The sequence below is a fragment of the Kitasatospora sp. NPDC049258 genome (genome assembly GCF_040678895.1).
Taxonomy (GTDB): Bacteria; Actinomycetota; Actinomycetes; order Streptomycetales; family Streptomycetaceae; genus Kitasatospora.
In genome coordinates, this window is record NZ_JBFAQT010000020.1 from 45,562 (window position 1) to 70,986 (window position 25,425).

At 74.9% G+C, this 25,425-nt stretch carries 26 protein-coding genes; 20 read left to right on the forward strand and 6 right to left on the reverse strand.

The features are described 5' to 3' along the window. Positions 1-114 precede the first annotated feature (114 nt). From AB0K43_RS18825 to AB0K43_RS18850, 6 genes are all read left to right on the forward strand, one after another. Entirely contained in the window at positions 115-1,203 is a 1,089-nt protein-coding gene (locus tag AB0K43_RS18825) for a glycosyltransferase (protein WP_363641059.1), read from the forward strand. 96 nt (positions 1,204-1,299) lie between these two features. Continuing rightward, complete coding sequence (locus tag AB0K43_RS18830; protein WP_363641061.1) at positions 1,300-1,947, forward strand: thiol:disulfide interchange protein DsbA/DsbL; 648 nt, start codon at positions 1,300-1,302, stop codon at positions 1,945-1,947. 219 nt (positions 1,948-2,166) lie between these two features. Continuing rightward, positions 2,167-2,973, forward strand: a complete 807-nt coding sequence (locus AB0K43_RS18835; protein WP_363641063.1) for an ABC transporter permease — start codon at positions 2,167-2,169, stop codon at positions 2,971-2,973. Further along, positions 2,963-4,156 (forward strand): ABC transporter ATP-binding protein, encoded by a 1,194-nt coding sequence (locus tag AB0K43_RS18840; RefSeq protein WP_363641065.1) that lies wholly within the window; start codon positions 2,963-2,965, stop codon positions 4,154-4,156. The genes AB0K43_RS18835 and AB0K43_RS18840 overlap by 11 nt, the downstream gene beginning before the upstream one ends. Positions 4,157-4,158: 2 nt before the next feature. Beyond that, positions 4,159-5,358 (forward strand): glycosyltransferase, encoded by a 1,200-nt coding sequence (locus AB0K43_RS18845; RefSeq protein WP_363641067.1) that lies wholly within the window; start codon positions 4,159-4,161, stop codon positions 5,356-5,358. 83 nt (positions 5,359-5,441) lie between these two features. Beyond that, positions 5,442-6,317, forward strand: a complete 876-nt coding sequence (locus AB0K43_RS18850; RefSeq protein WP_363641069.1) for an alpha/beta hydrolase — start codon at positions 5,442-5,444, stop codon at positions 6,315-6,317. A 16-nt stretch (positions 6,318-6,333) separates the two neighbouring features. Here the strand turns inward: AB0K43_RS18850 and AB0K43_RS18855 are convergent, their stop codons facing one another. Next, positions 6,334-7,074 carry a class I SAM-dependent methyltransferase gene (locus AB0K43_RS18855; RefSeq protein ID WP_363641071.1) on the reverse strand — a complete coding sequence of 247 codons (741 nt, stop codon included), beginning with the start codon at positions 7,072-7,074 and terminating at the stop codon, positions 6,334-6,336. Between the two features lie 54 nt (positions 7,075-7,128). Then, positions 7,129-8,283, reverse strand: a complete 1,155-nt coding sequence (locus AB0K43_RS18860) for a glycosyltransferase (protein ID WP_363641073.1) — start codon at positions 8,281-8,283, stop codon at positions 7,129-7,131. A gap of 56 nt (positions 8,284-8,339) precedes the next feature. Here AB0K43_RS18860 and AB0K43_RS18865 point away from each other — a divergent pair, with 56 nt between their 5' ends. Both AB0K43_RS18865 and AB0K43_RS18870 read left to right on the forward strand, forming a co-directional pair. Beyond that, complete coding sequence (locus tag AB0K43_RS18865; protein ID WP_363641075.1) at positions 8,340-9,119, forward strand: aspartate/glutamate racemase family protein; 780 nt, start codon at positions 8,340-8,342, stop codon at positions 9,117-9,119. Positions 9,120-9,144: 25 nt separating this feature from the next. Further along, entirely contained in the window at positions 9,145-9,876 is a 732-nt protein-coding gene (locus AB0K43_RS18870) for a tyrosine-protein phosphatase (RefSeq protein ID WP_363641077.1), read from the forward strand. A 37-nt stretch (positions 9,877-9,913) separates the two neighbouring features. On the opposite strand, the gene AB0K43_RS18875 is transcribed toward AB0K43_RS18870, so the two are convergent. Then, positions 9,914-10,942 (reverse strand): polysaccharide deacetylase family protein, encoded by a 1,029-nt coding sequence (locus tag AB0K43_RS18875; RefSeq protein WP_363641079.1) that lies wholly within the window; start codon positions 10,940-10,942, stop codon positions 9,914-9,916. Between the two features lie 296 nt (positions 10,943-11,238). Between AB0K43_RS18875 and AB0K43_RS18880 the strand changes: the two genes are divergently transcribed. The 6 genes from AB0K43_RS18880 to AB0K43_RS18905 all read left to right on the forward strand — a co-directional run bounded on the left by AB0K43_RS18880 (position 11,239) and on the right by AB0K43_RS18905 (position 15,628). Next, entirely contained in the window at positions 11,239-11,487 is a 249-nt protein-coding gene (locus AB0K43_RS18880) for a hypothetical protein (protein ID WP_363641081.1), read from the forward strand. 200 nt (positions 11,488-11,687) lie between these two features. Then, the gene (locus tag AB0K43_RS18885; protein WP_363641083.1) at positions 11,688-12,521 is read left to right on the forward strand and encodes a polysaccharide deacetylase family protein; all 834 of its coding nucleotides are present in this window, start codon (positions 11,688-11,690) and stop codon (positions 12,519-12,521) included. After that, complete coding sequence (locus AB0K43_RS18890; RefSeq protein ID WP_363641085.1) at positions 12,514-13,683, forward strand: glycosyltransferase family 4 protein; 1,170 nt, start codon at positions 12,514-12,516, stop codon at positions 13,681-13,683. The genes AB0K43_RS18885 and AB0K43_RS18890 overlap by 8 nt, the downstream gene beginning before the upstream one ends. Positions 13,684-13,738: 55 nt before the next feature. Beyond that, positions 13,739-14,407 carry a sugar transferase gene (locus AB0K43_RS18895; RefSeq protein WP_363641087.1) on the forward strand — a complete coding sequence of 223 codons (669 nt, stop codon included), beginning with the start codon at positions 13,739-13,741 and terminating at the stop codon, positions 14,405-14,407. 83 nt (positions 14,408-14,490) lie between these two features. After that, positions 14,491-15,114 carry an acetyltransferase gene (locus tag AB0K43_RS18900; protein WP_363641089.1) on the forward strand — a complete coding sequence of 208 codons (624 nt, stop codon included), beginning with the start codon at positions 14,491-14,493 and terminating at the stop codon, positions 15,112-15,114. 28 nt (positions 15,115-15,142) lie between these two features. After that, a complete protein-coding gene (locus tag AB0K43_RS18905) occupies positions 15,143-15,628 on the forward strand; it encodes an NUDIX domain-containing protein (RefSeq protein ID WP_363641091.1) in 486 nt (161 codons plus the stop codon). Positions 15,629-15,685: 57 nt separating this feature from the next. Here the strand turns inward: AB0K43_RS18905 and AB0K43_RS18910 are convergent, their stop codons facing one another. Next, on the reverse strand, positions 15,686-16,615 hold the full coding sequence (locus tag AB0K43_RS18910) for an NAD-dependent epimerase/dehydratase family protein (protein ID WP_363641093.1): 930 nt from the start codon (positions 16,613-16,615) through the stop codon (positions 15,686-15,688). Between the two features lie 114 nt (positions 16,616-16,729). After that, on the reverse strand, positions 16,730-17,248 hold the full coding sequence (locus AB0K43_RS18915) for a PTS fructose transporter subunit IIA (RefSeq protein WP_363641095.1): 519 nt from the start codon (positions 17,246-17,248) through the stop codon (positions 16,730-16,732). A gap of 237 nt (positions 17,249-17,485) precedes the next feature. On the opposite strand from AB0K43_RS18915, the gene AB0K43_RS18920 reads away from it, so the two are divergent. The 4 genes from AB0K43_RS18920 (at position 17,486) to AB0K43_RS18935 (ending at position 20,472) form a co-directional block, all read left to right on the forward strand. After that, on the forward strand, positions 17,486-17,746 hold the full coding sequence (locus AB0K43_RS18920; protein WP_363641097.1) for a DUF397 domain-containing protein: 261 nt from the start codon (positions 17,486-17,488) through the stop codon (positions 17,744-17,746). 743 nt (positions 17,747-18,489) lie between these two features. Beyond that, complete coding sequence (locus tag AB0K43_RS18925; protein WP_363641099.1) at positions 18,490-18,984, forward strand: hypothetical protein; 495 nt, start codon at positions 18,490-18,492, stop codon at positions 18,982-18,984. A gap of 56 nt (positions 18,985-19,040) precedes the next feature. Further along, positions 19,041-19,124, forward strand: a complete 84-nt coding sequence (locus AB0K43_RS18930) for a putative leader peptide (protein ID WP_363641195.1) — start codon at positions 19,041-19,043, stop codon at positions 19,122-19,124. Between the two features lie 157 nt (positions 19,125-19,281). After that, positions 19,282-20,472 (forward strand): acyl-CoA dehydrogenase family protein, encoded by a 1,191-nt coding sequence (locus AB0K43_RS18935; RefSeq protein ID WP_363641101.1) that lies wholly within the window; start codon positions 19,282-19,284, stop codon positions 20,470-20,472. Between the two features lie 24 nt (positions 20,473-20,496). On the opposite strand, the gene AB0K43_RS18940 is transcribed toward AB0K43_RS18935, so the two are convergent. After that, positions 20,497-21,681: an aminoglycoside phosphotransferase family protein gene (locus tag AB0K43_RS18940; protein WP_363641103.1), complete on the reverse strand. Its 1,185-nt coding sequence runs from the start codon at positions 21,679-21,681 to the stop codon at positions 20,497-20,499. Between the two features lie 421 nt (positions 21,682-22,102). Here AB0K43_RS18940 and AB0K43_RS18945 point away from each other — a divergent pair, with 421 nt between their 5' ends. Further along, positions 22,103-23,572, forward strand: coding sequence for a hypothetical protein (locus AB0K43_RS18945; protein ID WP_363641105.1), 1,470 nt, complete (start codon positions 22,103-22,105; stop codon positions 23,570-23,572). Positions 23,573-23,934: 362 nt separating this feature from the next. Then, positions 23,935-25,371, forward strand: a complete 1,437-nt coding sequence (locus AB0K43_RS18950) for a HEAT repeat domain-containing protein (protein WP_363641107.1) — start codon at positions 23,935-23,937, stop codon at positions 25,369-25,371. The last annotated feature ends 54 nt before the right edge of the window (positions 25,372-25,425 follow it).

Here is a 25,425-nt window from a genome sequence, read left to right on the forward strand (position 1 = left end):
AAGGGGTGTCCGCCAGGGAATCGGCGAGGTCGGGCTCCGGATCGGTACCGATCAGGGGCCCGCATCGGCCGAACCGGCTGCGCGGCCACCCGCCGCTGTGCCAGGGTCGAGCCCATGTCAGCCCCCGTGCCGGCGCCGCCGCGCGTCCTCCACCTGATCACCGACCCCCGGCACCGGGGCGCCCAGAACCTCGCCCGCGACCTGCACGCGGAGCTGCTGCGGCGCGGCCGCCCGTCCGCGCTGCGGTCCCTGCAGCCGCACCCGGACGCCCCCGCCGGGCACGACGCCCCGGTGCTCGGCCCGTCCCGGCACCACCCCGCCACCCTGCGGGCACTGCGGGCCGCCGCCGGGGCGGCCGACGTGGTGGTCGCGCACGGCTCCAGCACCCTGCAGGCCTGCGCACTCGGGCTGCTCGGCACCGGCACCCCGTTCGTCTACGTCAACATCGGCGACCCCCGGCACTGGACCGCCAGCTGGTCCCGGCGGCTGCGGGTGGGCGCCTTCCTGCACCGTGCGGCCGCCGTCTCGGCGATCTCCGACGGCGCCCGCCAGGTCCTGCTGGAGCGGTTCCGGCTGCCCGCCGGCAAGGTCCGCACCATCCCCAACAGCCGCCCCGCCGACCGGCTCGCCCCCGCCGCCGACGACGCCGAACGGCGCGCCGCCCGGGCCGAGCTGGGCCTGCCGGCGCACGGCCTGCTGGTCGCCTGGATCGGTGCGCTGGCCCCCGAGAAGCGGCTCGACCTGGCGCTGGAGGCGCTCGCGCTGCTGCCCGACGTGCACCTCGCGGTGGCCGGGGACGGCCCGCTGCGGCAGGCCGCCGAGGCCCAGGACGCCACCGGCCGGGCGCACTTCCTCGGCCGGCTCGCCGACCCGGCCCCGCTCTACCGGGCCGCCGACGCGCTGCTGCTGAGCAGTGACAGCGAGGGCGTGCCCGGGGTCCTGATCGAGGCCGCCCTGGCCGGCCTGCCCGCCGTCACCACCGATGTCGGCTGGGTCCGGGACGTGGTGCGCGACGGCGTCACCGGCGCCGTGGTGCCGCCCGGCGACCCGGCGGCGCTGGCCGAGGCGCTCGGCACGGTGCTGGCCGGCGACCGCGCCGGCCTCGGCGCGGCGGCCCGCCGGCACGCCCTGGACCACTTCGACCTGGCCAAGGCCACCGACACCTGGCAGCACCTGCTCGACCAGGTCGCCCGCCGCCGCTAGCGGCGTTACCGGATCCGGTGGCTGTGCTGCTCCGAACGGGGGATCCGTCCGTGTTCGGAGCAGCCGGTCCGCCGCCCGGCTGGCAGGCTGCCGGGCGTGAACACGCTGCTCCGCTCCGCCGTCCTGCTGGCCGTCTCCGCCGGCCTGCTCGGCGCGCCGTCCGCCGCCGCCCTGCCCGACCACCCGCACGAGGGCGCGCTCGCCGCCCGCCCCGGCCTGCCCCAGCCGCTGCGGGTCCCGGCGCCCCACGAGGCGGTCGAGTTCTTCTGGTACGACTGCTCGCACTCGGCCCGGTTGGAGGAGCCGCTGGAGCGCTGGGCGGCCCGGCACACCGGCGAGGTGACGCTGCGCCGGATCCCGGCGATCTGGACCGGCGGCCCGGACGAGCGGGTGCAGACGGCGCACGCCCGGCTCTACTACACCCTGGAGCGCCTCGGTGCGGTCGACCGCCTGCAGCGCCAGGTGTTCACCGCGGTGCACTCCGAGCACGCGGACCTGACCACCGAGGACCTCGCCGCGGCCTGGGCCGCCGCGCAGGGGTTGGACGAGGGCGGCTTCCGCGCCGCGTACCGCTCCGCCGAGGTGGACCGCTCGGTGGCCGCGGTGCCCGGCCTGTTCGCCCGGTACGCGGTGGACGAACTGCCGACCGTGGTGGTGGACGGCCGCTACCGCGCCGCTCCCAGCCGGGCCGGCGGGGTCGAAGGGATGCCCGCCGAGCTGGACCGTCTGATCGAACAGCCATGACCGTCTGACCAGGATCATCTTCACCGAACCACCTACCGCCTTGCACACTCTGTGCCATTGTGGACATCGGGGCCGCGCCGTCCGTTTTGCGCGGCCCGTTCACATCGGCACCGGAGAGGGCGGGAGTCCGTGGGGGGACAACGCGCGCAGGTCATCGACGAGCGCGGAAGCCAGACCGAGACCAGAGCGGGCCTCGCGGCCGGTCCGCCTCCGGATCTGGTGTTCAAACGTCGGCTCCGGCCCGCGCAGGTGGCCAAGGAGCTGTGGGGCGCACGGGAGTTGGTGCGCGCACTGGCGGAGCGCGATCTGCGCGCCAGGTACAAGCAGGCGGTGCTCGGCTTCGCCTGGGCGGTGCTGACCCCGCTGGCGCTCTGTGCGATTTTCACCCTGGTCTTCCACCGGGCTGTGAAGATCGAGACCGGTGACGTTCCGTACCCGCTGTTCGCCTATGTGGGCCTGATCGTCTGGCAGTTCTTCAGCAACACGATGAACCAGGGCGCCGTCAGCCTGGCCAACAACCTCAGCCTGCTGAACAAGGTCTATTGCCCGCGGGAGGTCTTCCCGCTCGCCACCATGCTGGTGGCCGGCGTCGACATGCTGATCGGCATCGGCGTGCTCGGCATCCTCTTCCTGGTGACCTGGACGGCACCGGCCGTCACCTTCCTGTGGGTGCTCCCGCTGGTGCTGATCCAGCTGGCCTTCACCTACGGCGTGGCGCTGGTGCTCGCGGTCGCGGTGGTCTACCTCCGCGACGTCCGGCACCTGCTGCCGATCATCACCCAGATGGGCGTCTTCGCGACCCCGGTCGCCTACCCGCTGGACCGGATCCCGCTGCAACTGCAGGAGATCTACTGCGGGATCAACCCGCTCGGCGCGGTGATCGAGGGGTACCGCCGGGCCCTGCTGTACGGCCAGGCCCCGGACCTGCGGCTGACCCTGATCGCCGCCCTGAGCGCCGCGGTCTACCTGGTCGGCGGCTACCTGGTGTTCAAGAAGCTGGAGACGGGGATCGCCGATGTCGCGTGAGTGGGAGCTGGGCACCATCCGCACCGAGCAGGTGTGGAAGCGCTTCAAGGCCGACCAGCAGCGGATGCTGCTGCGCGACCGGGTGGAGCAGCTGGCCCGCAAGCTGCGCGGCGGTCGCGGCGAGGAGTGGCGCTGGGCGCTGCGGGACATCAACCTGCACATCGAGCCCGGCGAGTCGGTCGGTCTGATCGGTTCCAACGGCTCGGGCAAGTCGACCCTGCTCAAGATGCTGACCAGGGTGATGTACCCGTACGCCGGGGTGATCGACGTCCGCGGCCGGATCGGCGCGCTGATCGAGATCCGGGCCGGCATCCACCCCGACCTGACCGGCCGGGAGAACATCTACCTGTTCGGCGCCCTGCTCGGCCTCAAGCGCCGGGAGGTGGCCGGCCGGTTCGACGACATCGTGGAGTTCGCCCGGCTCGGCGGCGCGATCGACCGGCAGGTGAAGTTCTACTCCTCCGGCATGCAGATGCGGCTCGGCTTCGCGGTCGCCGCGTACCTGGAGCCGCACGTGCTGCTGGTCGACGAGGTGCTCGCGGTCGGCGACGCGGTCTTCCAGCAGCGCTGCCTGGACCGGATGCGCGAGGTCGCCGAGCAGGGCACCACCATCGTGTTCGTCTCGCACGACCTGCCCGCCGTCCAGTCGATCTGCCGGCGCGGCATCTGGCTGGAGCAGGGCACCGTCCGGGTGGACGCCGGGATCAAGGACGCGCTGGCCGGGTACCGGGACTCGATCGAGGCCCAGTCCGAGGCCACCACCCGCACCGACGAGCCGATCCAGCTGCTCAAGCACGCGATCCGGGGCGAGGGCCGGGAGAACCTCACCACCGACGAGCAGATGACGGTCGAGCTCACCCTGGCGGGGGACTACCGCGGCGACGCGACCCTGCACCTGGGCGTCAGCGAGGGCACCTCCAGCCCGATCTTCCAGATCAGCCACGAGGTCCGGCTCACCGGCGACGAGCGGCAGATCGCCTGCGTGATCCCGCGGCTGCCGGTGCCGCGCGGCCGGTACACCCTGTGGGCCGGCGTCTACAGCATCGGCAAGACCGACGGCGGCACCCTGATGAGCTGGCACTCGGTCGGCCAGTTCGACGTGTTCGGCCCGATGCTCGACACCCCGCCGCGCGCCGTGGTGCTGGCCGCGCCGGTGTTCGTCCCGCACCAGTGGGAGGAATGAGGGTGAGACCAGTCCGGGTGTTGGTGCACCTGAACAACCTGGCGCTGGGCGGGGCCCAGCTCAACGCGGTGGACATCGCCCGGACGCTGCGCGCGCGAGGCCACGACCCGGTGCTCTTCGCCCAGGGCGTGGCCGGCCCGGCACCGCTGGTCGAGGTGGCCGCGGGGCACGGGTTGGAGGTCGTGGTGGCCGGCGGCCCGGACACCCCGCACCGCGAGGTGCGCAGCCGGCTCGGCAAGCTGGCCGCCGAGCACGGCACCGAGGTGCTGCACGCCTGGGAGGTGCGGGCCGCCCGCAACTCCTTCTTCGGGCCCGGCCGGCTCGGCCGGATCCCGGTGGTCACCACCTTCTACGGGATCCGGATGCTGCGCGGCCTGCCCAGGCACCAACCGCTGGTGCTCGGGCTCGGCGCGCTGATGGGCGACGGCAAGGCCTTCGGGCACCACGACGTCCGGCTGATCGAGCCGCCGGTGAACACCGGCACCGACGCGCCGGGCGTGGTGGACGGCGCCGCCTTCCGCCGCCAACACGGCGTCACCGAGCACGAGTTGCTGCTCGCCATCGTCACCAGGCTGGTGCCCGACCTGGAGAAGGACGCCGGCGCGGCGCTGACCCTCGAAGCGGTCCGGCTGCTGGACGACCCGCGGATCAGGCTGGCGGTCGTCGGCACCGGCCCGAGCCTGGACAAGCTCCGCGCCCAGGCGGTCTCGGTCAACCAGGAGCTCGGCCGCGAGGCCGTCCTGGTCCCCGGCCAGCTGGCCGATCCACGGCCGGCCTACCAGGCCGCCGACCTGGTGCTCGGCATGGGCGGCTCGGCGCTGCGCGGTCTGGCCTTCGCCAAACCGGTCATCGTGCACGGCGCGGCCGGCTACACGGCCGTCCACGAGCCGGGCCCGCTGGTCGAGCCGCACGCCTCCCGCTGCATGTACGGCTTCGGCGACGGCTCCCGTTCGCCGAAGGCCCTGGCCGGGCAGATCCAGCAGCTGCTGGACGACCCGGGCCGCCGGGCCGAACTCGGCGGCTGGGGCCGGGAGTGGGTGGTCGGCAGGTTCTCGCTGGAGAGCGTGACCACCGCCTTCGAGCAGCTCTACCTGGAGGTGCTCGAAGCCCCCTCGGGCCGGGCCCGCTGGTGGCGGGACTTCGAGCAGATGGCGCGCTACGAGTACACCAAGCCGACCGCGCTGCGCCTGTTCGGGCGCTGATCGACCGCTTCGCGCCGGGCCGCGGTGGACCACCACCCGCGGCCCGGCGCGCTGCCGTCCGCGACACCTCACGGGGAGAAGAGATGCCGGAGCCCGTCATCCCGCAGGTCCACCACCGCACGGTCGAGGTCGACGGCGTGCGGGTGTTCTACCGCGAGGCCGGGCCGGCCGACGCGCCCACCCTCCTGCTGCTGCACGGCTTCCCCTCCGCCTCGCACCAGTTCACCCGGCTGATCGACGCGCTGGGCGTTCGCTTCCACCTGGTGGCGCCCGACTACCCGGGCTTCGGCCACAGCGACAGCCCGCCGCCGGCGAAGTTCCGCTACCGCTTCGACACCCTCGCCGAGGTCCTGGAGGGCTTCTGCCTGGCCCTCGGGCTGGACCGGTTCGCGATGTACGTCTTCGACTTCGGCGCCCCGATCGGCTTCCGGATGGCCGTCCGGCACCCCGAGTGGATCACCGGTCTGGTGGTCCAGAACGGCAACGCCTACCTGGAGGGCCTCTCCGACCTGGCCCGGGGGATGGTCGCCAACCGCCCCGGCGTCGAGGGCGCCGAACAGGCCGTCCGCTCGATCCTCACCGCCGAGGTCACCCGCGGCCAGTACGAGCGCGGCGCCGCCGACCCGAGCGCCGTCGCCCCCGACGGCTGGACCTTGGACCAGCACTTCCTGGACCTCCCGGGCCGCAAGGAGATCCAGGTCGAGCTGGCCCTGGACTACCACGCCAACCTCGCCCGCTACCCCGAGTGGCAGGCCTGGCTGCGCGCCGAGCAGCCGCCCACCCTGATCGTCTGGGGCCGGGGCGACGCCTTCTTCCCCGAACCCGGGGCCCGTGCCTACCTGCGCGACCTGCCCGACGCCGAACTGCACCTGTTCGACACCGGCCACTTCGCGCTGGAGGAGCGGCTGCCGGAGATCGCCCCGCTGATCGCGGACTTCCTCACCCGCACCCAGAAGTAGCCGCGGGCGGAACGCATCAGGGCGCCGAGCGGCGCAGCACCAGCGTGACGAAGCCGAACACGCCCCGGTAGCCGTCCAGCCACTCGTCGCGGTGCTGGGCGGCCACCCGGAGGGCGTCGGCGCTGCCCGGATCCTCCGGGTGGTCCAGCGCCCATTCGGCGAGCGAGCCGGTCCAGGCGAACTCGTACTCGTCCAGCTCCGCCTCGCTGCTGGCGTGTCCGTACACCGGCGTCCAGCCGTCGGCCGTCACCCGGGCCACGGTGCCGCTCAGGTCGCTGAAGCCGTCGCCGAAGATCTCCAGCGAGACCCGGTCGGGCTCGCGCTGCCAGTACCCCTCGCCGACCACCGCCACCCCGTCCGGGGCGAGCAGCGGGCGGACGGCGGCCAGGGTCTGCGCCAGCCCGCCGAAGGCGTGGGTCGAGCCGATGCACAGGACCGCGTCGAACGGCTCCTTCGCCTCGAACTCCCGGGCGTCCTGGTGGTGCAGGCCGATCCGCCGGGCCAGGCCCAGCCGTTCGGCACCCTCCCTGGCCCTGGTCAGGCCCTCGGCGTCGAGGTCCACCCCGACGGCCCGCAGCGACGGCCGGGCGGCGAGCGCCCGCAGCAGCCAGGCGCCCTCCCCGCAGCCGAGGTCCAGCAGCCGTTCGGCCCGCCCGGGCAGCGCCCGCGCCAGCAGCCGTTCGACGGACTCGTCGAAGAGCGGGGCGGCGACGGGGTGGTGGCGGTGCGCGATCCGCGAGATCAGGTGACGTTCCATCGGGCCATGATGGCGGTTGCACCCCTGGGGCGCCCGGCATTTCGGGCCGCGCGCTCAGCCCTCCTGCGGCCGGGAGTAGGTCCGCCCCTTCCAGGCCGCGCCGCGCCCGCGCCAGTGCTGCACCGCCGAGTCCACCGTCATCAGCAGGTACAGCAGCGCGGTGAACGGCAGCAGCACCGCCCCCGCCACCGGCAGCCGGTAGTACCGCAGCATCGGCGCGAACGTCCCCGCCATCAGCGCCCAGGCCGCCGCCCCAGTGGCCGCCATCGCCGGCCACCCGGCGAGCAGCCCGGCCACCGTCGCCACCGGCGGCACCAGGTAGACCAGCGCCAGCCCGAGCACCGTCCCGAGCAGCAGCACCGGCGAGTGCCGCAACTGCGCGTACGCGCTGCGCGAGACCATCCGCCACAACGGCCGCAGCCCCGGGTAGGGGCGGACGCTGTCCACCCGCTCGGCCAGCCCCAGCCAGGTCCGGCCGCCGGCCCGCTTGACCGCCCGGGCCAGCGAGACGTCGTCGATCACCGCACCCCGGATCGCCGCCACCCCGCCGGCCCGCTCCAGCGCCTCCCGCCGCACCAGCGAGCAGCCGCCCGCCGCGGCCGCGGTCCGCGAGCCCGGGCGGTTGCTCCACCGGAACGGGTACAGCTGGGCGAAGAAGTAGACGAAGGCCGGCACGATCAGCCGCTCCCAGCCGGTGGCCACCCGCAGTTTGGCCATCTGCGAGACCAGGTCCAGGCCGTGCTGCTCGGCGGCGGCCACCAGCTCCGCCAGCGAGTCGGGCCCGTGCGCGATGTCGGCGTCGGTGAGCAGCAGGTACTCCGCCGGGCCGGCCAGCGCGACCCCGTGCCGCAGCGCCCAGAGCTTGCCCGTCCAGCCGTCCGGCAGCGGGGGCGGGACGGTGACGGTCAGCGGCAGGCCGCCGGCCGCGCCGAGCGCCCGGGCGAGCGCGCCGGTGCCGTCCGTACTGTGGTCGTCCACCAGGATCACCCGGGCCGCACCCGGGTACCGCTGCGCCAGCAGGCTCGGCAGGCTCTCCGGCAGCACCGCGGCCTCGTCCCGGGCCGGGACCACCACCGCCACCGCGGGCCACCGGCGGGGCGGGCGGCGCTCGGGCAGCCGCTGGTCCGTGCGCCAGAAGTAGCCATGGCAGCAGGTCAGCCAGACCCACGCCAGCAGGGACACCACCGGGACCAAGCGCAGCACCGTCACTCCGGCAGTCTGCCGCACCCGGGGGCGCCGGGCCCGGTCAAGTAGAGTCGTGCCTTGTGAAGATCGCACTGGTGGACTCCGGACTTGGACTGCTCCCGGCCGCAGCGGCCCTGCGTCGGCTGCGTCCCGACGTCGACCTGGTGCTCTCCAACGACCCCGACGGTATGCCCTGGGGCCCGCGCACCTCGGCGGACATCGCCGAGCACGCGCTCGCCTGCGCCCTGGCCGCCGCCGAGCACCGCCCCGACGCCCTGGTGGTCGCCTGCAACACCGCCTCCGTGCACGGACTGGAGCTGCTGCGCGCGGAGCTGGAGCCCGGGCTGCCGGTGATCGGCACCGTGCCGGCGATCAAGCCCGCCGCCGCGGGCGGCGGCCCGGTCGCCATCTGGGCCACCCCGGCCACCACCGGCAGCCCCTACCAGCGCGCCCTGATCGCCGAGTTCGCCGGCGGGGCCGAGGTCACCGAGGTGGCCTGCCCCGGGCTGGCCGACGCGGTCGAGTGCGGCGACGAGGCGATGATCGCGGCCGCTGTCGCCGACGCCGCCGGCCGCACCCCGGCCGGCACCGCGGCGATCGTCCTCGGCTGCACCCACTACGAGTTGGTCGAGCAGGCGATCCGCACCGCCGTCGCCGCGAGGACGGCCCCGGGCCTGACCATGTACGGCAGCGCCGACGCGGTGGCCGCCCAGGCGCTGCGGCGGATCGCCGCCCGGGCCGGCAGCGCGGGCACCGGCCGGCTCACGGTGCTGCGCAGCGGCCGGCCGGAAGCCCTCCCGCAGGCCGCCGCCCACTACCCGGAGGGCAGGCTGATCACCGCCCCCGTCCCTACCGCCTGAGCAGCCGTCAGCCTAGGATCCGGGCGTGACCGAACGACACCTGGCATTCGAACGACTGCACAACTTCCGCGATCTGGGCGGCTACCGCACCGCCGACGGCCGCGCGGTCCGCTGGCGGCTGCTGTACCGCTCCGACTCGCTGGGGAAGCTGGCGGGGGAGGATCTGGGGCGGTTCCGGGCCCTGGGCGTGCGGACCGTGATCGACCTGCGCTACCCCTGGGAGATCGAGCGGTCCGGCCGGGTCCCCGACCTCCCCGGCCTCGGCTACCACAACCTCAGCATCGAGCACCGCCCGTACGACCAGGCCGCGCTCGGCCCGGAGATCGAGACCGTGAGCTTCCTGGCCGGCAAGTTCGCCGAGGTGGCGCAGGACGGGACGGCGGAGCTCGCCGAGGTGATCCGGACCATCGCCGCGGCCGACGCGCCGCTGGCCTTCCACTGCGCGGCCGGCAAGGACCGCACCGGCATCGTCGCCGCCCTCGTCCTCGGCCTGCTCGGGGTGGACGAGGACCAGATCGCGGCCGACTTCGCGCTCACCGGCCTGGCCACCGACCGCTTCGTCGCCGACTGGCACGCCCGCAACCCCGGCCGCACCCTCGGCTGGCCCGGCTACGGCACCGCGCCCGCCGAGCTGATCCGCCGGTTCCTCGCCGACCTCGGCAAGGAGTACGGCTCCCCGGCCGCCTACGTGCGGGACCGGCTCGGGGTCGACGCCCCGACCGTCGACGCCCTCCGCAGCCGCCTCCTCGCACCCTGACCGGCCGCCGACCGGACGCCGCCCGGTGCCTGCGCCGCTACACCGCCGCGCCGCGCCACCGCTGCAGCGCCGGCTCCAGCCCGGACAGGATGGTGTCGAAGCGCCGGGTGCTGGTCGTGGAGTCGACCTGGAGCCGGCTGATCCGCAGCGGGTGCGCGGGCAGCCGCGGCCCGAGCCGGTGGTCGGACAGGAATCCCAGCCGGTAGCCGAGCTGGCGCAGCACCGCGTCCGCCCGCGGGTCGTAGCCCCCGTCGGGGTAGGCGAACGCCGTCGGCGGCTCGCCCAGCCACTTGTCCAGCGCCAGGTGGGCCCCGGCGATCTCGGAGTGCACGGTGGCGTCGTCGCAGCGGCCGAGCGAGGGGTGGCCCAGGGTGTGGTTGCCGATCGAGACCCCGTTGTCCCGCAGCGCCCGCAGGTCCTCCGGGGTGAGCTGCTCCTGCCGGGGCGGCCGGCGGTGGGCGCTCACCCGCAGCTCGTGCAGGCTGCGGCGGCGGTCCGGGTCGGGCAGGGCCTTGAGCCTGGCCAGCAGCTCGGCGGGCCGGCCGGTGGGCACCAGCCGGGAGCGCCCGCCGTGCCGGGCCAGGAAGGCCGCCTCGTGCCACCAGAACGGGTGATCGGTGCCGATCAGCTCGGCGATCACGAAGGCGGCGGCGGGGATCCGCCGGGCGGCCAGCGCCGGCAGCGCATGGGTGAGCACCGTCCGGTCGGTGTCGTCGAAGGTGATCAGCACGCTGCGCGGCGGGAGCGGGCGGCCCTGGGCCACCGCCTGCTCCACCGCGGACAGCGAGACCGGCGTCGCCAGCCGGCGCAGCCGGTCCAGCTGGGCGCCGAAGGAGCGCGGCTCGGTCACACCGTGGTACGCGAGCACGGCCAGCCGCTGCGCGGCGCGGGCCCGGAACAGCGGCTGGGCCGGTGAGAACCGGAGCCAGCTGCCGCGGTGGTCGGCCGGCGAGGCCGGCGAGGCCGGAGCAGCCGGGACGGCCGGGACGGTTCGGGCGGCAGCGGCAGTGCTGGCAGCTGCGGGCGGTGGTGGGGTGCTGATGGTCGTGGTCTCGGAGTGCGGCACGGTTCCCCCCTCGGTCGCCGGTGCGGCGTGGCGGTACCGTCGGAAGGCGGAGCCCGGCCTCCGACCCCGGACGCGGCGGCGCCGCTCCCGGGTGATCCGGTCCGTGGCGGGGACTCCCAACCCATGCCTCGGACGGCTCCTGGATCGCTCAATGTAGTGGAGACCACCGACGCGCCGAGATGGTTGTACGGTCGGCGGCGACTTTTCGCGGGGGCGCGTTCGGCCACGGCGGGGCGCACGGGACGGCGCGTTCGAATCGCTGTGCCGACCACCCCGGTCGGGGTTACCGTGGAGGTATGGCAGACACCGGAAGTCACCGCAGCGTCACCCAGCGGACACACCGGGCCCACCGGCAGCACCAGTTGCTGCTGGTCCTGGCGGGCGCGGGCTGTGTCGTGTTCGGCATCCTGGTGGCCGTCGTGGTCCCGGACACCGAGGGCCCGGCCTGGGCGATGGCGGTCGCGGGCTGCCTGGCGGCGGGCCTGCTGATGCTCGGCCGGGTCGCCCTCGCCCGGTTCCGCCCGGGGCGCGGCGCGGCACTCTAGCCGGTCACAAAGGTCCAGGATCTGGACATCACCGGTCGGACCGGCTGATTTTCGGCCCACCTACCCCCTTCTTTCACATTTCCCGGGCAGCAGCCCCATATTTCCCCCTACTGTGGGTCCCGCCGGTCCCAGCGACTGCTGCGGCCGGGCGAGAGAGTCCGCTTGCCGGCGCCGGGGAGGGTGCCGCAGAGGGGGGAACGATGAGCACCACCGCGGCGCCCGCGGCAGCCACAGGCATCAGGGCGCAGGTCAAGCAGCAGCTCGCCCGGGCCGCCGGCCGCGTCCCCGGAGAGGGCGCCACGGTCCTCATCTACCACCGGGTCGGCGGTGGCACCACCGACGAACTCGACGTCACCACCCAGGACTTCACCGCGCAGGTCGACCTGCTGGCCGAACTGCCCCCCGGCCGGGTGATCTCGCTGGACGAGGCCGCCGACCGGCTGGCCGCCGGCCGCCGCACCCCCGGCACGGTGCTCACCTTCGACGACGGCTTCGCCGACGTGTACGAGAACGCCTGGCCGCTGCTGCGCGAGCGCTCGCTGCCCTTCACCATCTACCTGGCCAGCGGCCAGGTCGGCGGCGAGATGCGCTGGGAGGGCTCCACCGCCAAGGGGCGCGGCGGCCGCGGCCTCAGCTGGGAGCAGCTCAAGGAGATGGCCGACTCCGGGCTCTGCACGGTCGCCAACCACACCCGCACCCACGCCCGCCCCGAGCTGCTCACCACCGCCGAGCTGGACGGCTGCAACGACGACGTCGAGCAGCACCTGGGCACCCGGCCGCAGCACTTCGCCTACACCTGGGGCGTCGGTGTCCCGCACATGGACGCCGCACTGCGGGCCCGCTTCCGCACCTCCGCCACCGGCCAGGTCGGCCGCAACCTGCCGGGCTTCGACCCGGCCCGGTTCTGCCGCGTCCCGGTCCGCCGCACCGACCCGATCGACTTCTTCCGCGCCAAGCTGTACGGCCGGCTGATCCCCGAGCGCGCCTACGCCCGGATCGTCGCCACCGCGAAGGCGGTGGGCGCCCGTGCCTGAGCACCTCGCCCCCCGGCTGCGCGGCCCCGGCGGACGCCCGCTGCGGGTCGCCCACCTCACCACCGTCGACATGAGCCTCCAGCTGCTGCTGGCCACCGAGCTCAAGGTGGACCTGGAGGCCGGCTTCGAGACCTACGGCATCAGCGCCCCCGGCCCGTACGTGCCGCAGCTGGAGGCCATCGGCGTCCGGCACGAGCCGCTGTCCGCGCTCACCCGCGCCTGGGAGCCGAGGGCGGACGCCGCGGCCGGCCGTGAGCTGCTCGCGGTGCTGCGCCGGATCCGGCCGGACGTGCTGCACACCCACAACCCCAAGACCGGCGTGCTCGGCCGGGTGTTGGGCCGGGCGGCCCGGGTGCCGGTGGTGGTCAACACCTGCCACGGCCTCTGGGCGCAGGCCCACGACCCGCTCGCCAAGCGGGCGTTCGTGCTCGGCGCGGAGGCCTTCGCGGCCCGCTTCTCGCACGCCGAGCTGTACCAGAACGGTGAGGACCGCGCCACGCTCGCGCGGGCCGTCCCCGGCCGGCGCTCGCGGGTGGTGGGCAACGGGGTGGACCTCTCCCGGTTCACCGCCGATCCGGCCGACCGGGCCCGGATCCGGGCCGAACTCGGCGTCGAGGAGACCGAACTGCTGGTCGGCGGCGTCGGCCGGCGGGTCGCCGAGAAGGGCATCCGGGAGTACGCCGAGACCGCCCGGGCGCTGGCCGGCAAGGCCAGGTTCGTCTGGATCGGTCCGGAGGACCCGGACAAGCCCGACGCCCTCGGCGCGGAGAGCGGCATCGAGTTCCTCGGCAGCCGCAGCGACATGCCGGAGCTCTACGCCGCGCTGGACGTCTTCGTACTCCCCTCCTACCGGGAGGGGTTCTCCCGCTCCGCCATGGAGGCCGCCGCCAGCGGTCTGCCGATGGTGCTCAGCGACATCCGCGGCTGCCGGGAGATCGGCACCGACGGCGAGCACCTGCTGCTCGCACCACCCGGCGACGCCGGGGCCCTCACCACAGCGCTGGGCCGGCTCCTCACCGAGCCCGCCCTGCGTGAGCAGCTGGGCGCGGCGGCCCGTCGCCGTGCCCTGGACCAGTTCGACCAGCGGGCGGTCGCCCGGGTCTCCCTGGAGACCTACGCGGCCGTGGCCAGGGCCCGCGGACTGCCCTGGTCGGTCGGCTGAGCCGCACACCCGTCGCACCACAAACGTTGGGGGAGTCATGCCCGTTGGGGGAGGAATGCGGCGAGCGGGGGATCTCGCCGTGGCCTCGCTGGCCGGGGCCGTAGCGGTTCCGCTCGGCCTGGTGATCGCACTGCTGATCCGCTGCACCATGGGCGGACCGGTGATCTTCCGTCAGACCCGCACCGGCCGGGACGGGAGGGAGTTCCAGATCCTCAAGTTCCGTACCATGCGGGACAAACGTTTCGCCGAGGAGGAGGACGCCCCCCGGATCACCCGGATCGGCGCCCTGCTCCGCAGGACCAGCCTGGACGAGCTGCCGCAGCTGTGGAACGTGGCCCGCGGCGACATGGGCATCATCGGCCCCCGGCCGACGCTGCCCGAGCAGGTGGTCCACTACTCGCCCCGCCAGCGCGGCCGGCTCGCCGTCCGGCCCGGCCTCACCGGCTGGGCCCAGGTCAGCGGTCGCAACTCGATCAGCTGGCCGGAGCGGATCGAGCTCGACCTCTGGTACATCGAGCACCGCTCGGCGGCGCTGGACCTCAAGATCCTGTCCCGTACCGCCCAGCAGCTGCTGCGCCCGCAGGGGATCACCGCCGCGGGCGGGGTCAACCCGGGCTTCCCGGCCCCCGCCGAGGCACCCGTCCAGCGGGTGGTGCTGCCCCGGCAGGCGACCGGACCCAGGCTCACCGGCCAGCCCGTGCGGGCGGTCGAGGAAGCCTCCTGAGAGCCTGAGAGCGAACGTCCCACCCCGGCCGGGGCCCGCACCCGCGGGCCCCGGCCCGGTCCGTCCCGTGCCAGGAGGCAGCGTTGACCGAGCAGTTGTGGATCGCCGGGGCCGGCGGGGTCGGCCGGGAGGCGCTGGACACCGCGCTGGCCGCCGGGGTGCCGGTGGCGGGCTTCCTGGACGACCGGGCCCAGGGCTCGCTCGTCCGGGGCCTGCCGGTGCTGGCGCCCGCCGCCCTGCCGGCCGGCGCCGGCTACCTGATCGGGATCGCCGATCCGGCCGTCCGAGGCCGGCTCGCCGCCCTGCTGGACGGTCTCGGCGGCCGGCCCGTGACGCTGGTGCACCCGCGGGCCCTGATCGCCCCGGAGACCGAACTCGGCCCCGGCTGCCTGGTGATGGGCGGCGCGTACGTGTCCAGCGGCGTCCGGCTGGGGGCGCACAGCCAGGTGCACTACAACGCCACGGTCGGTCACGACAGCCTGCTCGGCGAGCGGGTGACGGTCTACCCGGGCGGCAACGTCTCCGGCTCGGTGCTGCTGGAGGACGGGACCACGGTGGGCAGCAACGCGGTGGTGCTCCAGGGGCGCAAGATCGGTCGCGGCGCCTTCGTGGGCGCGGCGGCCGTGGTCACCCGGGACGTACCGGCGGACACCGTGGTGGTGGGCTCGCCGGCGCGGCCGATGGACGAGCGGCGCGGGGGCCGGTAGTCGGCCCGCGGCGATAGGGTCGGTGCCCATGGCCATTCCCGCGTTTCTCGCCGAACTCCGCACCCTGGTCGGACACCGCCCGCTCTGGCTCCCCGGGGTCGCCGCCGTCGTCCTGGACGAGACCGGGCGGGTGCTGCTCGGCCGCCGGGCCGACGACGGCCGCTGGGCCCTGATCGGGGGCATCCTGGACCCGGGCGAGCAGCCCGCCGACGGGGTGGTGCGCGAGTGCCTGGAGGAGACCGGGGTGCTGGTGGAGCCGGAGTCGCTGACCATGGTGTCGGTCTCGCCGATGATCGACTACCCGAACGGCGATCAGTGCCAGTACCTGGACCTGACCTTCCGCTGCCGCTACCTCTCCGGCGAGGCCCGGGTGAACGACGACGAGTCGCTGGCGGTCGCCTGGTACGCCCAGGACGCGCTGCCGGAGCTGGACGAGTACACCCGCCGACGGATCGCTCTCGCCCTCGACGCCACGGGCGGGACGGTGTTCGACCACGCCGGGGCGCCGGTCTGAGCAGGCGCCCCGACCGGCCGCCCGACCGGCCGCCCGACCGGCCGCCGGACCGTGGCGTCAGAGCGTGCGGAACCACTCCGCGGTGCGCTCCAGGCCCTCGCGCAGCGGCACCGGCACCACCTCGGGGAAGAGCTCGCGCAGCCGGGCGTTGTCGGCCTGCGAGTCCCGGACGTCCCCGGGCCGGGGCTCGACGTGCTCGGTGCTGGGCTCGGTGCCCAGCACCGAGCCCAGCTCGGCGATCAGGTCCAGCAGGCTGGTCCGGGTGCCGAAGGCCAGGTTGACCGGGTCCGGGTGGACCACCCGGCGCAGCACCGCCTCGGTGATCACCTGGGTAACCGTGCCGACGTAGGTGAAGTCGCGGCTCTGGCCGCCGTCACCGTGCACCGTCAGCGGCCGCCCGGCCAGCGCGGCGTCCAGGAACGCGGGCACCACGGCGGCGTAGGCGTGGCCGGCCGGCTGCAGCGGGCCGAACACGTTGAAGAAGCGCAGCGGCAGCACGCCGAGGCCGTAGCAGTGGTGATAGGCCGCCAGGTACGCCTCGGTGGCCAGCTTGCTGACCGCGTAGGGGCTCATCGGGGCGGTGCGCATGGTCTCGCGCTTGGGCAGCTCCCGGTTGGCCCCGTACACCGAGGACGAGGAGGCCGCCGCCACGTACAGGCCGCCCGCCCGGCGGGCGGCCTCCAGCACCTCCAGGGTGCCGGTGGCGTTGGCGTGGTGGCTGGCCAGCGGGTCGGCCACCGAGCGCGGGACGGAGGGCAGGGCGGCCAGGTGCACCACGGCGTCGGCACCGGCGAACGCGGTGTCGAGCAGGTCGCGGTCCAGGATGGTGCCCTCGAAGAGGGCGACGTCGACCCCCTCCAGATTGGCCTTGCGGCCGGTGACGAAGTTGTCGACCACCCGGACCTCGGCCACCTCGGGCCGGGCGAGCAGCGCCCGGGCGAGATTGGCGCCGATGAATCCTGCCCCGCCGGTCACGACCACACGCATGGCTGGGACTCCCCCCAAGTTCGAGCCGGAGCCTCCCCGCCCCGTGCACTGCGCCGATGCTATCGGCGCACCGTCCGACGCGTGGCCGATCGCTCCGGAAATGCCCGTTCTGCCTCAGAGTTTGTGCTGGCGGTAGGTCTCCTCGGCGGCGTCGAGCACGGCCGCGAGGTCGCCGCCGGCGGTCGCCGTCAGCACCGCGGCCACCGCTCCTTCCACGAACGGCGCGTCGGCGAAGCGGACCGGGAACGGCAGGCCGTGCTCGTCCGCCTCGGAGAGCAGGCGCAGCACCGTGCTCACCGCGGTGCCCAGGTCGCACAGCACGGCCACCCCGTGCCCCTGGTCCACCCGGCGGGCCGCCGCCGCGATCAGCACCGCGCTGGTGCCCAGGCCGTCGGCGAGGCTTCCGCCGGTGGCGGCCACCGGGGCCGGGTCGGCGGTGTCGGCCAGCGCCAGTGCCAGCGCGCGGACCGCGAGGGCGAGTTCCTGGCTGTGCGAGACCAGGACCACCCCGACCCGCCCCAGTCCGGTCGGCCGGGACGGTCGGGGCACCGAGGCGGTCCGTGGATCGCCGGGTGCGGACGGCGCGTCCGAGATGGGGATGACGTCGGCGCTCACGGCGTCCCGGCGGTCCATCGGCGGCTCCCTGGGTCGTGGGGACGGCTTGGAGCACCACTCTCGCAGCCGACCGCTCCCGGCGGGTCGAAGCCACGGCCCGGAACCGGCCGTGTCACCGCATAGCACAGCGGTGCGGCCGGGCGGCGGGGGATCACCCGACAACGGCCCGGCCAGGTGGCAAACCCGGGCGATCCCCCGCCGCCCGGCACCGCCCTGGCTAGGCTGGGTCCTCGGACGGATCGGGAGGAGCACGGCATGAGTACGAGCGTGGAGAACAGCGACCCGCAGGCGCCGGCGGCGGGCGGCAAGCCGGAGCTGGATCTGACCGGGGCCGAGTGGCTGTCCAGCAGCCAGGGCGCCGACCCGGAGGTCGGGGAGGTCCAGATCGCCTTCGTCGAGGGCTACATCGCGATGCGGGACAGCCGGGATCCGGACGGTCCCGCGCTGATCTTCACCCCGGCGGAGTGGCGGGCCTTCGTGCTCGGGGCCCGCGACGGCGAGTTCGACCTCACCTGAGCCCGGCGGCGGGCATCCACCCGGGGCGGCGCGGCACTGTCCCGCCCCGGGAGTGCCGCCGGCCGTGCCCGGTTGAACCCGGGATGTCGATCCGGGGCTCACCGAGGTCACAAATGAATTCTGATGGACCGATTCTTGTTGACTGTTCGACAAGCATCGGATCACAGTAAGAGCAGGCAGACGCCGTGCCCACCGCCCCCACGCGGTAATGGCACGGCGCCCGCTGTGTTGCCCGTCATCGGCGCCGATGACGAACTTCCTCCCGTGGTGTTCCCCAACCGCACCGAGGTGCGTTGCCGGTCCCGGCCCCACCAGAGGGCCGGCAGTCGCCGGGAGGACGGCCTCGCCCGCCGAGAGCTACTCGGAAGACGGTGCCTCGCCCGGGATCCGCACGCCCCCACGCGGCGGTGTCCCGGGCAAGGTCCGCGGATGCGACAGGCCGGGGCCCCGCGAACCTGGTCTGTGGAGTTGTTCGGTGCCGGTCCGAGGTTCCGGGGTCCGACGCCGGTGGAGCTGGCTGGTGCACGTGGTCCGCACGACAAGATGAACAGCTGGAGGACACGCAGAAAACGGCGCGCTGGGACAAGCCGCCCCCCGGTGGACCGAGTCCACAGCGGCTGTCGTGCTGAACCGAACGTAGCCCGGACGGTTGCTCAGAGTCAACATTGGTCCCTGAGCGTAGATCTCCGCCTGATCGCCCCCCGGCCGCGAGGTGGCCGGTCGGGGGCACGTACGATGGTGTCATGTCATTTCTCCGCCGTCGCTCCGGCTCGCCCGCCGGCCCGGACTTCGACGTGCTCGCGATGGACCCGGGCGACTGGCCCGGCCACTTCGGGGCCATGATGATGACCGGTACGGACGGCTCCTGCCAGGGGATCTTCCTCCGGTACGACCTGCTCGGCGGTCGGGGCCCGGCGATGTTCATCGGCAACCTGCCCGAGACCTCCCCGGCCCGCGAGTCCGAGGACGGCGTGCCCTTCGAGGTACGTCAACTCCTGGCGGCACTGGAGCACGAGGAGCCGGTCGAGCTGGTCTCGGCCGAGGACTTCCCGGTGCTGCTCGGCGACGACCTGCTGATCGTCAAGAAGGTGAAGGTCTCCGAGGAGCGGGTGTTCTGCTCCCAGTTCGGCCGCAGCGACGGGGTGCAGGTCACCATCGCCTCCTGGGACCGGCCGATCTCGGACGACCTCTACCAGCTGCTCAAGCCGCTGCCGGCGGACATGTTCAAGCAGGGCTGACCAGGCGCCCGTACCTCGCTTGACGCTGCCGATCAACCCTTCGTACAGTCACGACCATGTCACGTCGCCTCCCGCTGCTCACCCGCCGCAGGCACCTCGACCTGCGGCGGACCGCCGGCGCGTCGTGTCCGGGCCGCTGAGGCGGAGCCGAACGCTCCGCCCGTGGCACCCGGACGAGCCGGTCGGCCGTCCTCTCCCGCCCCCGGGGTCCGGGGTGCCGCATCCCGTCGGCGCACGCCCGTCCGCGTGCCACCCGCACCATGCCGCATCCCACGCTGCCGCCCGGAGGCACCGCCCATGACCAGGACCGCCGGCCCCGCCGTCGACGACCGCGACGCCGTCACCGAGACCCTCGCCAAGCTGCCCCGGGTGGTCGACCTGCTGGCCGCCCGGGCCGAGGAGCACGACCGCGACGGCACCTTCCCGTACCAGGGCATCGAGGCGGTGCACGAGGCCGGGCTGCTCACCCTGACGGTGGGCGCGCGCTTCGGCGGCGCCGGCGGCACGCTCACCGACACCGTCCGGCTGCTGGCCCAACTCGGGCGCGGCGACGCCTCGGTGGCGGTGCTCACCGCCTTCACCCTGCTCCAGCACGCCGAGCAGGCCAGGACCGGGGCCTGGCCCACGGCCGGCTACCGCAAGTTCCTCACCGAATCCCGGCGCGGCCCCGCTCTGGTCAACACCCTGCGCGCCGAGCCCGGGCAGGCCGGAGGGCTGCCGGCCACGGTGGCCCGGTGGGACGGCGAGGCCTGGCGGCTGACGGGCCGTAAGTCGGACTGCGCCGGCGCCGAGGCGCTGGCCTGGATGGCGGTCTCGGCCAGGACCGAGGAGCAGGTGCCCCGGGTGGGCGTCTTCCTGGTGCGGGGCGACAGCGACGGGGTCGAGATCGACCCGACCTGGGACCAGCTCGGCCTGCGGGCCAGCGCCGGGCACGACGTGCTCCTGGACGGCGTCCGGGTCGGGCCCGAGGGGGCGCTGCGGCTGGCCGTGCCGGGCAGCGCCGGGCCGGCCGAGCAGGCGGCCGCGGAGACCACCCGGGCCTGGCAGGACCTGGCGCTCAGCGCCGTCCAGCTCGGGGTGGCCCGGGCGGCCCAGGACTGGCTGGTGCGGTTCCTCCAGCAGCGCACCCCGGCCAACCTCAGCGAGCCGCTCGCCACCCTGCCGCGCTACCGCACGGCGCTGGGCGAGACGGAACTCGCGCTGATCGGCGCCGAGGAGCTGGTGCACGGCCTGGCGGCCGGGGTGGACCGCGGCGAGGCCGCGGCCGTCGCCCGGACCGGTGCGGCCCAGCTGCTGGTCAACCGGGCCGTCACCACGGCGGTCCAGCAGGCGGTCGCTCTCACCGGCAACCCGGGCCTGAGCCGGCGGCACCCGCTGGAGCGCTACCTGCGCGACGTGCTGAGCGGACGGACGTACTTCCCGGCCGACGAGGTCGTGCTGGAGGCCGTCGGCCGCAGCACCCTCGACCGGGCGGCCCGCAAGTCCTGAACGGGCCCACCGGGTACCGACCGCCTACCGGGTGCCGACCGCCGCCCGGACCGCGCGGCGGGCCAGCGCCGCGTCGTCGTACAGCCGGCGGATCATGATCCGCTGCTCCTCGCCGGCGCCCGGCACGTCGTGCAGCCGCAGCTCGCGCATCAGCACCAGCACCAGGTTGACCAGGAAGGCGTCCCGCGCCAGCGTCCCGCCGGACTGCGCGAGCTGGCTGATCTGGCGCCGGGCCGCGCTGTCCCCGGAGAGCACGCTCCACAGCACCGCCAGGTCGTACCCGGGCAGGTACCAGCCGGCCTCCTCCCAGTCCAGCAGCACCGGGCCGGAGGGCGCGAGCAGCAGGTTGCCCAGCAGCGCGTCGCCGTGGCAGAGCTGCCACGGAGTGTGCGTCAGGCCGTGCAGCAACTGCCGCAGGTCACCCGCGTCCCGGTCGGTGAGCTGCCCGACCGAGTGGTAACGGGCCACCTCCAGCTGGTAGTCCAGCGGCTTGCCGAACACGTCCGTCGGCGGGCGCCACAGGTTGAGCGTCCGCACGGCGCCGAGCACGGCCCGCACCTCGCCCGGGGTGGGCGCGTTGACCGGGTGCCGCTCGCGGGCCGCGGGCCGGCCCGGCACCCGCTCCAGCACCAGGACGCAGCGGTCCTGGTCGGCGGCCACCAGTCGGGGCAGCCGGACCGGCGGACGGTGCCGGACGAAGGCCCGGTAGACCGCGATCTCGTGGTGGAACCGCTCCATCAGCTGCTCGCTCTGCGGCCCGCGGACCGCCTGCGGCGACAGGCACTTGGCGACCACGGGGGCCCGGCCGATGGTGCCGGCGATGAGGATGTGGCGGCTGCCCTCCCGGAGCACCTGGCGGGGGAGGAAGGCGGGACATATCCGCGAGATGTTGGCCAGCGCGGCCCGCACCGCGGGGGTCTGCAGCGCGGCCGGGTCGACCCGGTCCACGAACCCCTCGGGCGTGCGGGAGGTCAACAGCCGCCCGCCGGGGGCACGGTGGGCGGGCTCGGCCGGGCGGCCGCCCGGCGCGGTACGGACGCCGAGCGCCCGTGGGTCGCGCGGCTCGCCGCCGCGGGGGCCCGGCCGCCCGCCGGCGGCGGTGGGCGGCCGGAGCCCGGTGCGGGGCTGGCCGGTGGTGTAGCGCGGTGCGCCGCCGTCGAGTTGGGTGGGATTCGACGGTCGGGCGCCGGTGCTGGCGGAGGAGTACATGGGCTGGTGAGGGTCCCTTCCTGGCCGACGGCGACTGGACGTCCGGCGGTTCCTGGTTCCGCCGGGGCCGGCCGGGGTGGAGTGCGGGCGTCGGGCGCGGAGCCGGCATTCCGGCGGCCCTCCGCACCCTGGGGAAATGCGGTGGCGCCGTCCTGCCGTGCCGTGCCCGACGCCCCCGCGCCACCCGGCCGCGCCACCCTCTCGGACGATGCCCCCGCAAGCCGTCACCGGCCGGTGGGAACATGCCCGGGCCCGGTGATCCGGGCCCCTCGAAGCGAGGTCGAGGTGGCGCATTCCTACCTGACACCCGATCACCACTGGTACACCATGTGGCGGACCCTGGCGAAGCCTGGCGAATGGTCGCGTGGCACATGACAGTGCCATTACTGTCGAAATCAGCCGAGGAACCTGGGGGCTTCACGTGAGCAAGGGGCCGAACAGCCGACTCGCCGACCTCTTCGCCCTGACCGGCTGGTCCAAGGGCGAGCTGGCGAGGCTGGTCAACCGGCGCGGTGCGGCGATGGGGCAGCAGCAGCTGTCCACCGACACCTCGCGGGTCCGGCGCTGGATCGAGCAGGGGGAGATCCCCCGCGATCCGGTGCCCAGGCTGCTGGCCGCCGTGTTCACGGAGCGGCTCGGCCGTGTCGTCACCACTGAGGACTTAGGTCTGGAACGACACCGGCCCACCAGGACAGGCTCGACCACCGCGTCGGAACAAGCCTGGGAGCCGGATCGAACGGCTGCGGTCCTCACCGAGTTCACGGGAATGGACCTCATGCTGAACCGACGCGGTCTGGTGGGCGCGGGAGCCGCGCTCGCCGCGGGCACCGTCATCGCAGACAACCTTCACGACTGGCTCAACAGCGGCCAGGTGGCGTACGCGGCCGACCGGCCCGGACCTCGGCAGGTGCTCACCCAGGCCGGCCCCCGGCCGGTGGTCGACGTGTACGACGCGGGGCCGGTCGGCGCCGAGGAGGTCACCGCCCTGGAGCGCTCCGTCGAGGTGTTCCGGGCCTGGGACGCCTCCCGCGGCGGCGGGCTCCAGCGCAAGGCCGTGGTCGGCCAGCTCAACGAGGTCGGCGGCCTGCTGACGCACCGCCACCACCCGGCACTGGAGCGCAGACTCTGGACGGTGGCCGCCAACCTGGCCGTACTGGCCGGCTGGATGTCCCACGACGTCGGCCTGGAGCCCACCGCGCAGCGGTACTTCGTGATCGCCGCCCAGGCCGCCAAGGAGGCCGACGACCGGCCGCGGGCCGGCGAGGCGATCTCCCGGGCGGCCCGGCAGATGCTCCACCTCGGCCGGGCCGACGACGCGATCGAGCTGATGCAGCTGGCCCGGGCCAGCGCCGGCGACCGCGCCCTGCCCAGGACCCGCGCCATGCTGCACACCGTCGACGCCTGGGCGCAGGCCTCGCTCGGCCGCTCCGAGGCCACCCGGCGGGTGCTCGGCGAGGCCGAGGAGCTCTTCGTCCAGGAGCCGCAGGAGGCCCCGCCGAGCTGGATGCAGCTGTTCAACGAGGCCGAGCTGCACGGCATGCAGGCGCTCGTCTACCGGACCCTCGCCGAGCACGACCCGGGCGCCGCCAGGCTCGCCGAGTACCACGCCCGGCAGGCCATCGACCTGCGGGCCGGCACCGGGCGCGAGCGCTCCGCACTGCTGGACCGGATCACCCTCGCCTCGGTCTACTGGATCTCCGGCGAGCCGGACGCCGCCCAGGTCCAGGCCAAGCTGGCGCTGGCGGCCATCAGCCAGACCTCCTCGCTGCGCACCTGGGACCGGCTGCGCGAGATGTACCGGCTGGCCGGCCGCTACCAGGGCCTGCCGGCCGTGGCCGAGCTGCGGGAGGAGATCACCGCGGTGCTGCCGGCGCGCCGCCGTCCGGTCTGAGGGCGCGGCGGGCGACGGGCACCGCCGTCCGGCCCGAGGACACGGCGGGCGAAGGGCGCTGCCGGTACGAAGCGTTCCGGATCGGGCACACCGGGTGAGGGGCCGAAGGGGGGCGGACCCCCGTCGGCCCCGTTCCGGTCTGTGGGGGTTTTGCACGGTTGTGCCGGGGGCCCTCGCGCGCGGCCGCGCGGCGGGTGCACAGTGGCCCGCACCTGGCCGTTTCGAGTCGCCCTGTGTGCGGATCCGCCAACCAGGCGGTAGCCTTCGGTGATTCCGGCGCCCGGGCGCCTGAGCAGGACCGAACCGACCCCGGCGACGGAAATCCCGTTGCCTCGACGACCGCCGCAACGGATGCTGACCTCATGTTCGAGCCAGTGATAGCGCCAAGTGCCAGCCTCCTCGGCCTCCTCCAGCGAGGCCGTGGTGACGGGCAACTGCATGCCCTGGCCGCCGACCGCGACGAGGCGATCGCCGCCCTGGAGCAGTGCGTCACCGAGGACCCCCGCGCCGACTGGCAGATCGAGAACCGCTCCCTCTACTACGCCCGCCTCTACATGGAGCTGGAGGCGCCGCTCACCGGCGTCGAGCTGCACCTGCACTCCGTCGAGGACGGCATCGACCAGGACGAGGCCCGCACCGGGCTCGCCCTCGCGGTCCTCGGCCACCTCGCCGCCTACGGCCGCCGCGACGCCCTGGACCTGCTGCGCGGCTACGCCGCCGTGGGCGCCAACTGGGCCTGGGCGCTGGACGAGCTGGCCCTGCGCGACGACGACCGCTCGCTGCTCGCGCTGGCCCCCTCGGTGCTGCGCCGGTTCCCCGAGGGCGCCGAGGGCGACGCCCGGCTGCGGGCGGCCGTCAGAGCCGCGTACGAACCCCGGCCCTGGCGCTTGTGGGCCGCCCACCACCCCCGGATCGCCGCCGCGAGCGAGCAGTCCCCGTTCGACCTCTGGCAACGCCAGATGGGCCGCGGTGTGGTCACCCCGGGCTGGAGCACCGCCGATGTGCTCGCCTGGGCCGATCAGAGCGATCCGGCCGCCACCGATCCCGAGGCACCCGTCCGGCGCGCCGCCGCCGCGGCCCGCTGCCTGACCGCGGTGGTCCGCCCGGAGGACCGGCCCGCCCTGCTGGCCGCCGCCCGTACCGGCGCCCCCGGCGCCCGTACCGCCGTCCTGCGCCACCTGGTGGAGCAGCGCGACCCGGCCGCCGCCGAGCTGATCGAGGCCGCCGCGGCGGACGTGGACGAGCGGGTGGTCGCGGCCGCCCTGGAGGTGCTCGGCCGGATGCGCGGCGCCGAGGCGCTCGCGCACGCCCGTCGATGGGCCGACCCGGCCACCGGCGGCGCCGACAGCGCCCTCGGCGAGCGCGCCTGCCAGTTGCTCGCCGACGCCGGTGAGCCGTCCGACGGCCCGCTGGTGGTGGACGCGCTGCGGCGCTGGATCTCCGTGCGCGGCGTCACCGGCAGCGGGCTGGGATCGCTGGTCGACGGCGCGGGGCGGCTGGCCGCCGCCGGAGCCGTCCCCGCCCTGCGTCACGTCTACGGTGAGGCCGCCTCCTCCCAGCTGCGCGGTCGGGCCGCGCAGGCGCTCTCGGTGACGGATCCGCACTTCGGTGCGGGCCCGGCCGTCGAGTGCCTCTGGGACTGCGAGGAGACCACCCGCGAGCTGGCCGCCCGGCACGTCACCACCACCGGCGACGTCCGGGTCCTGGAGCGCCTGCGCCGGCTGGCGGCCGACCCGGCCGAGGAGGCCGAGGTCCACGCCGCCGTCCGCGGCCGGCTGACGGCCCGCGACCGGGGCTGACCGGCGCCGACCTGGGCCGACCTGGGCCCGAGGCCCGGGGTGGGCTGGCATGAT

Excerpts from the sequence above, each read along its gene's own strand:
- AB0K43_RS18880 (WP_363641081.1), top strand. The coding sequence starts at position 11,239 with ATGGCAGACACCGGAAGTCACCGCAGCGTCACCCAGCGGACACACCGG.
- AB0K43_RS18950 (WP_363641107.1), top strand. The coding sequence starts at position 23,935 with ATGTTCGAGCCAGTGATAGCGCCAAGTGCCAGCCTCCTCGGCCTCCTC.
- AB0K43_RS18905 (WP_363641091.1), top strand. The coding sequence starts at position 15,143 with ATGGCCATTCCCGCGTTTCTCGCCGAACTCCGCACCCTGGTCGGACAC.
- AB0K43_RS18915 (WP_363641095.1), bottom strand. The coding sequence starts at position 17,248 with ATGGACCGCCGGGACGCCGTGAGCGCCGACGTCATCCCCATCTCGGAC.
- AB0K43_RS18840 (WP_363641065.1), top strand. The coding sequence starts at position 2,963 with ATGTCGCGTGAGTGGGAGCTGGGCACCATCCGCACCGAGCAGGTGTGG.
- AB0K43_RS18925 (WP_363641099.1), top strand. The coding sequence starts at position 18,490 with ATGTCATTTCTCCGCCGTCGCTCCGGCTCGCCCGCCGGCCCGGACTTC.
- AB0K43_RS18935 (WP_363641101.1), top strand. The coding sequence starts at position 19,282 with ATGACCAGGACCGCCGGCCCCGCCGTCGACGACCGCGACGCCGTCACC.
- AB0K43_RS18885 (WP_363641083.1), top strand. The coding sequence starts at position 11,688 with ATGAGCACCACCGCGGCGCCCGCGGCAGCCACAGGCATCAGGGCGCAG.
- AB0K43_RS18920 (WP_363641097.1), top strand. The coding sequence starts at position 17,486 with ATGAGTACGAGCGTGGAGAACAGCGACCCGCAGGCGCCGGCGGCGGGC.
- AB0K43_RS18940 (WP_363641103.1), bottom strand. The coding sequence starts at position 21,681 with ATGTACTCCTCCGCCAGCACCGGCGCCCGACCGTCGAATCCCACCCAA.
- AB0K43_RS18930 (WP_363641195.1), top strand. The coding sequence starts at position 19,041 with ATGTCACGTCGCCTCCCGCTGCTCACCCGCCGCAGGCACCTCGACCTG.
- AB0K43_RS18850 (WP_363641069.1), top strand. The coding sequence starts at position 5,442 with ATGCCGGAGCCCGTCATCCCGCAGGTCCACCACCGCACGGTCGAGGTC.
- AB0K43_RS18895 (WP_363641087.1), top strand. The coding sequence starts at position 13,739 with ATGCGGCGAGCGGGGGATCTCGCCGTGGCCTCGCTGGCCGGGGCCGTA.
- AB0K43_RS18855 (WP_363641071.1), bottom strand. The coding sequence starts at position 7,074 with ATGGAACGTCACCTGATCTCGCGGATCGCGCACCGCCACCACCCCGTC.
- AB0K43_RS18910 (WP_363641093.1), bottom strand. The coding sequence starts at position 16,615 with ATGCGTGTGGTCGTGACCGGCGGGGCAGGATTCATCGGCGCCAATCTC.
- AB0K43_RS18825 (WP_363641059.1), top strand. The coding sequence starts at position 115 with ATGTCAGCCCCCGTGCCGGCGCCGCCGCGCGTCCTCCACCTGATCACC.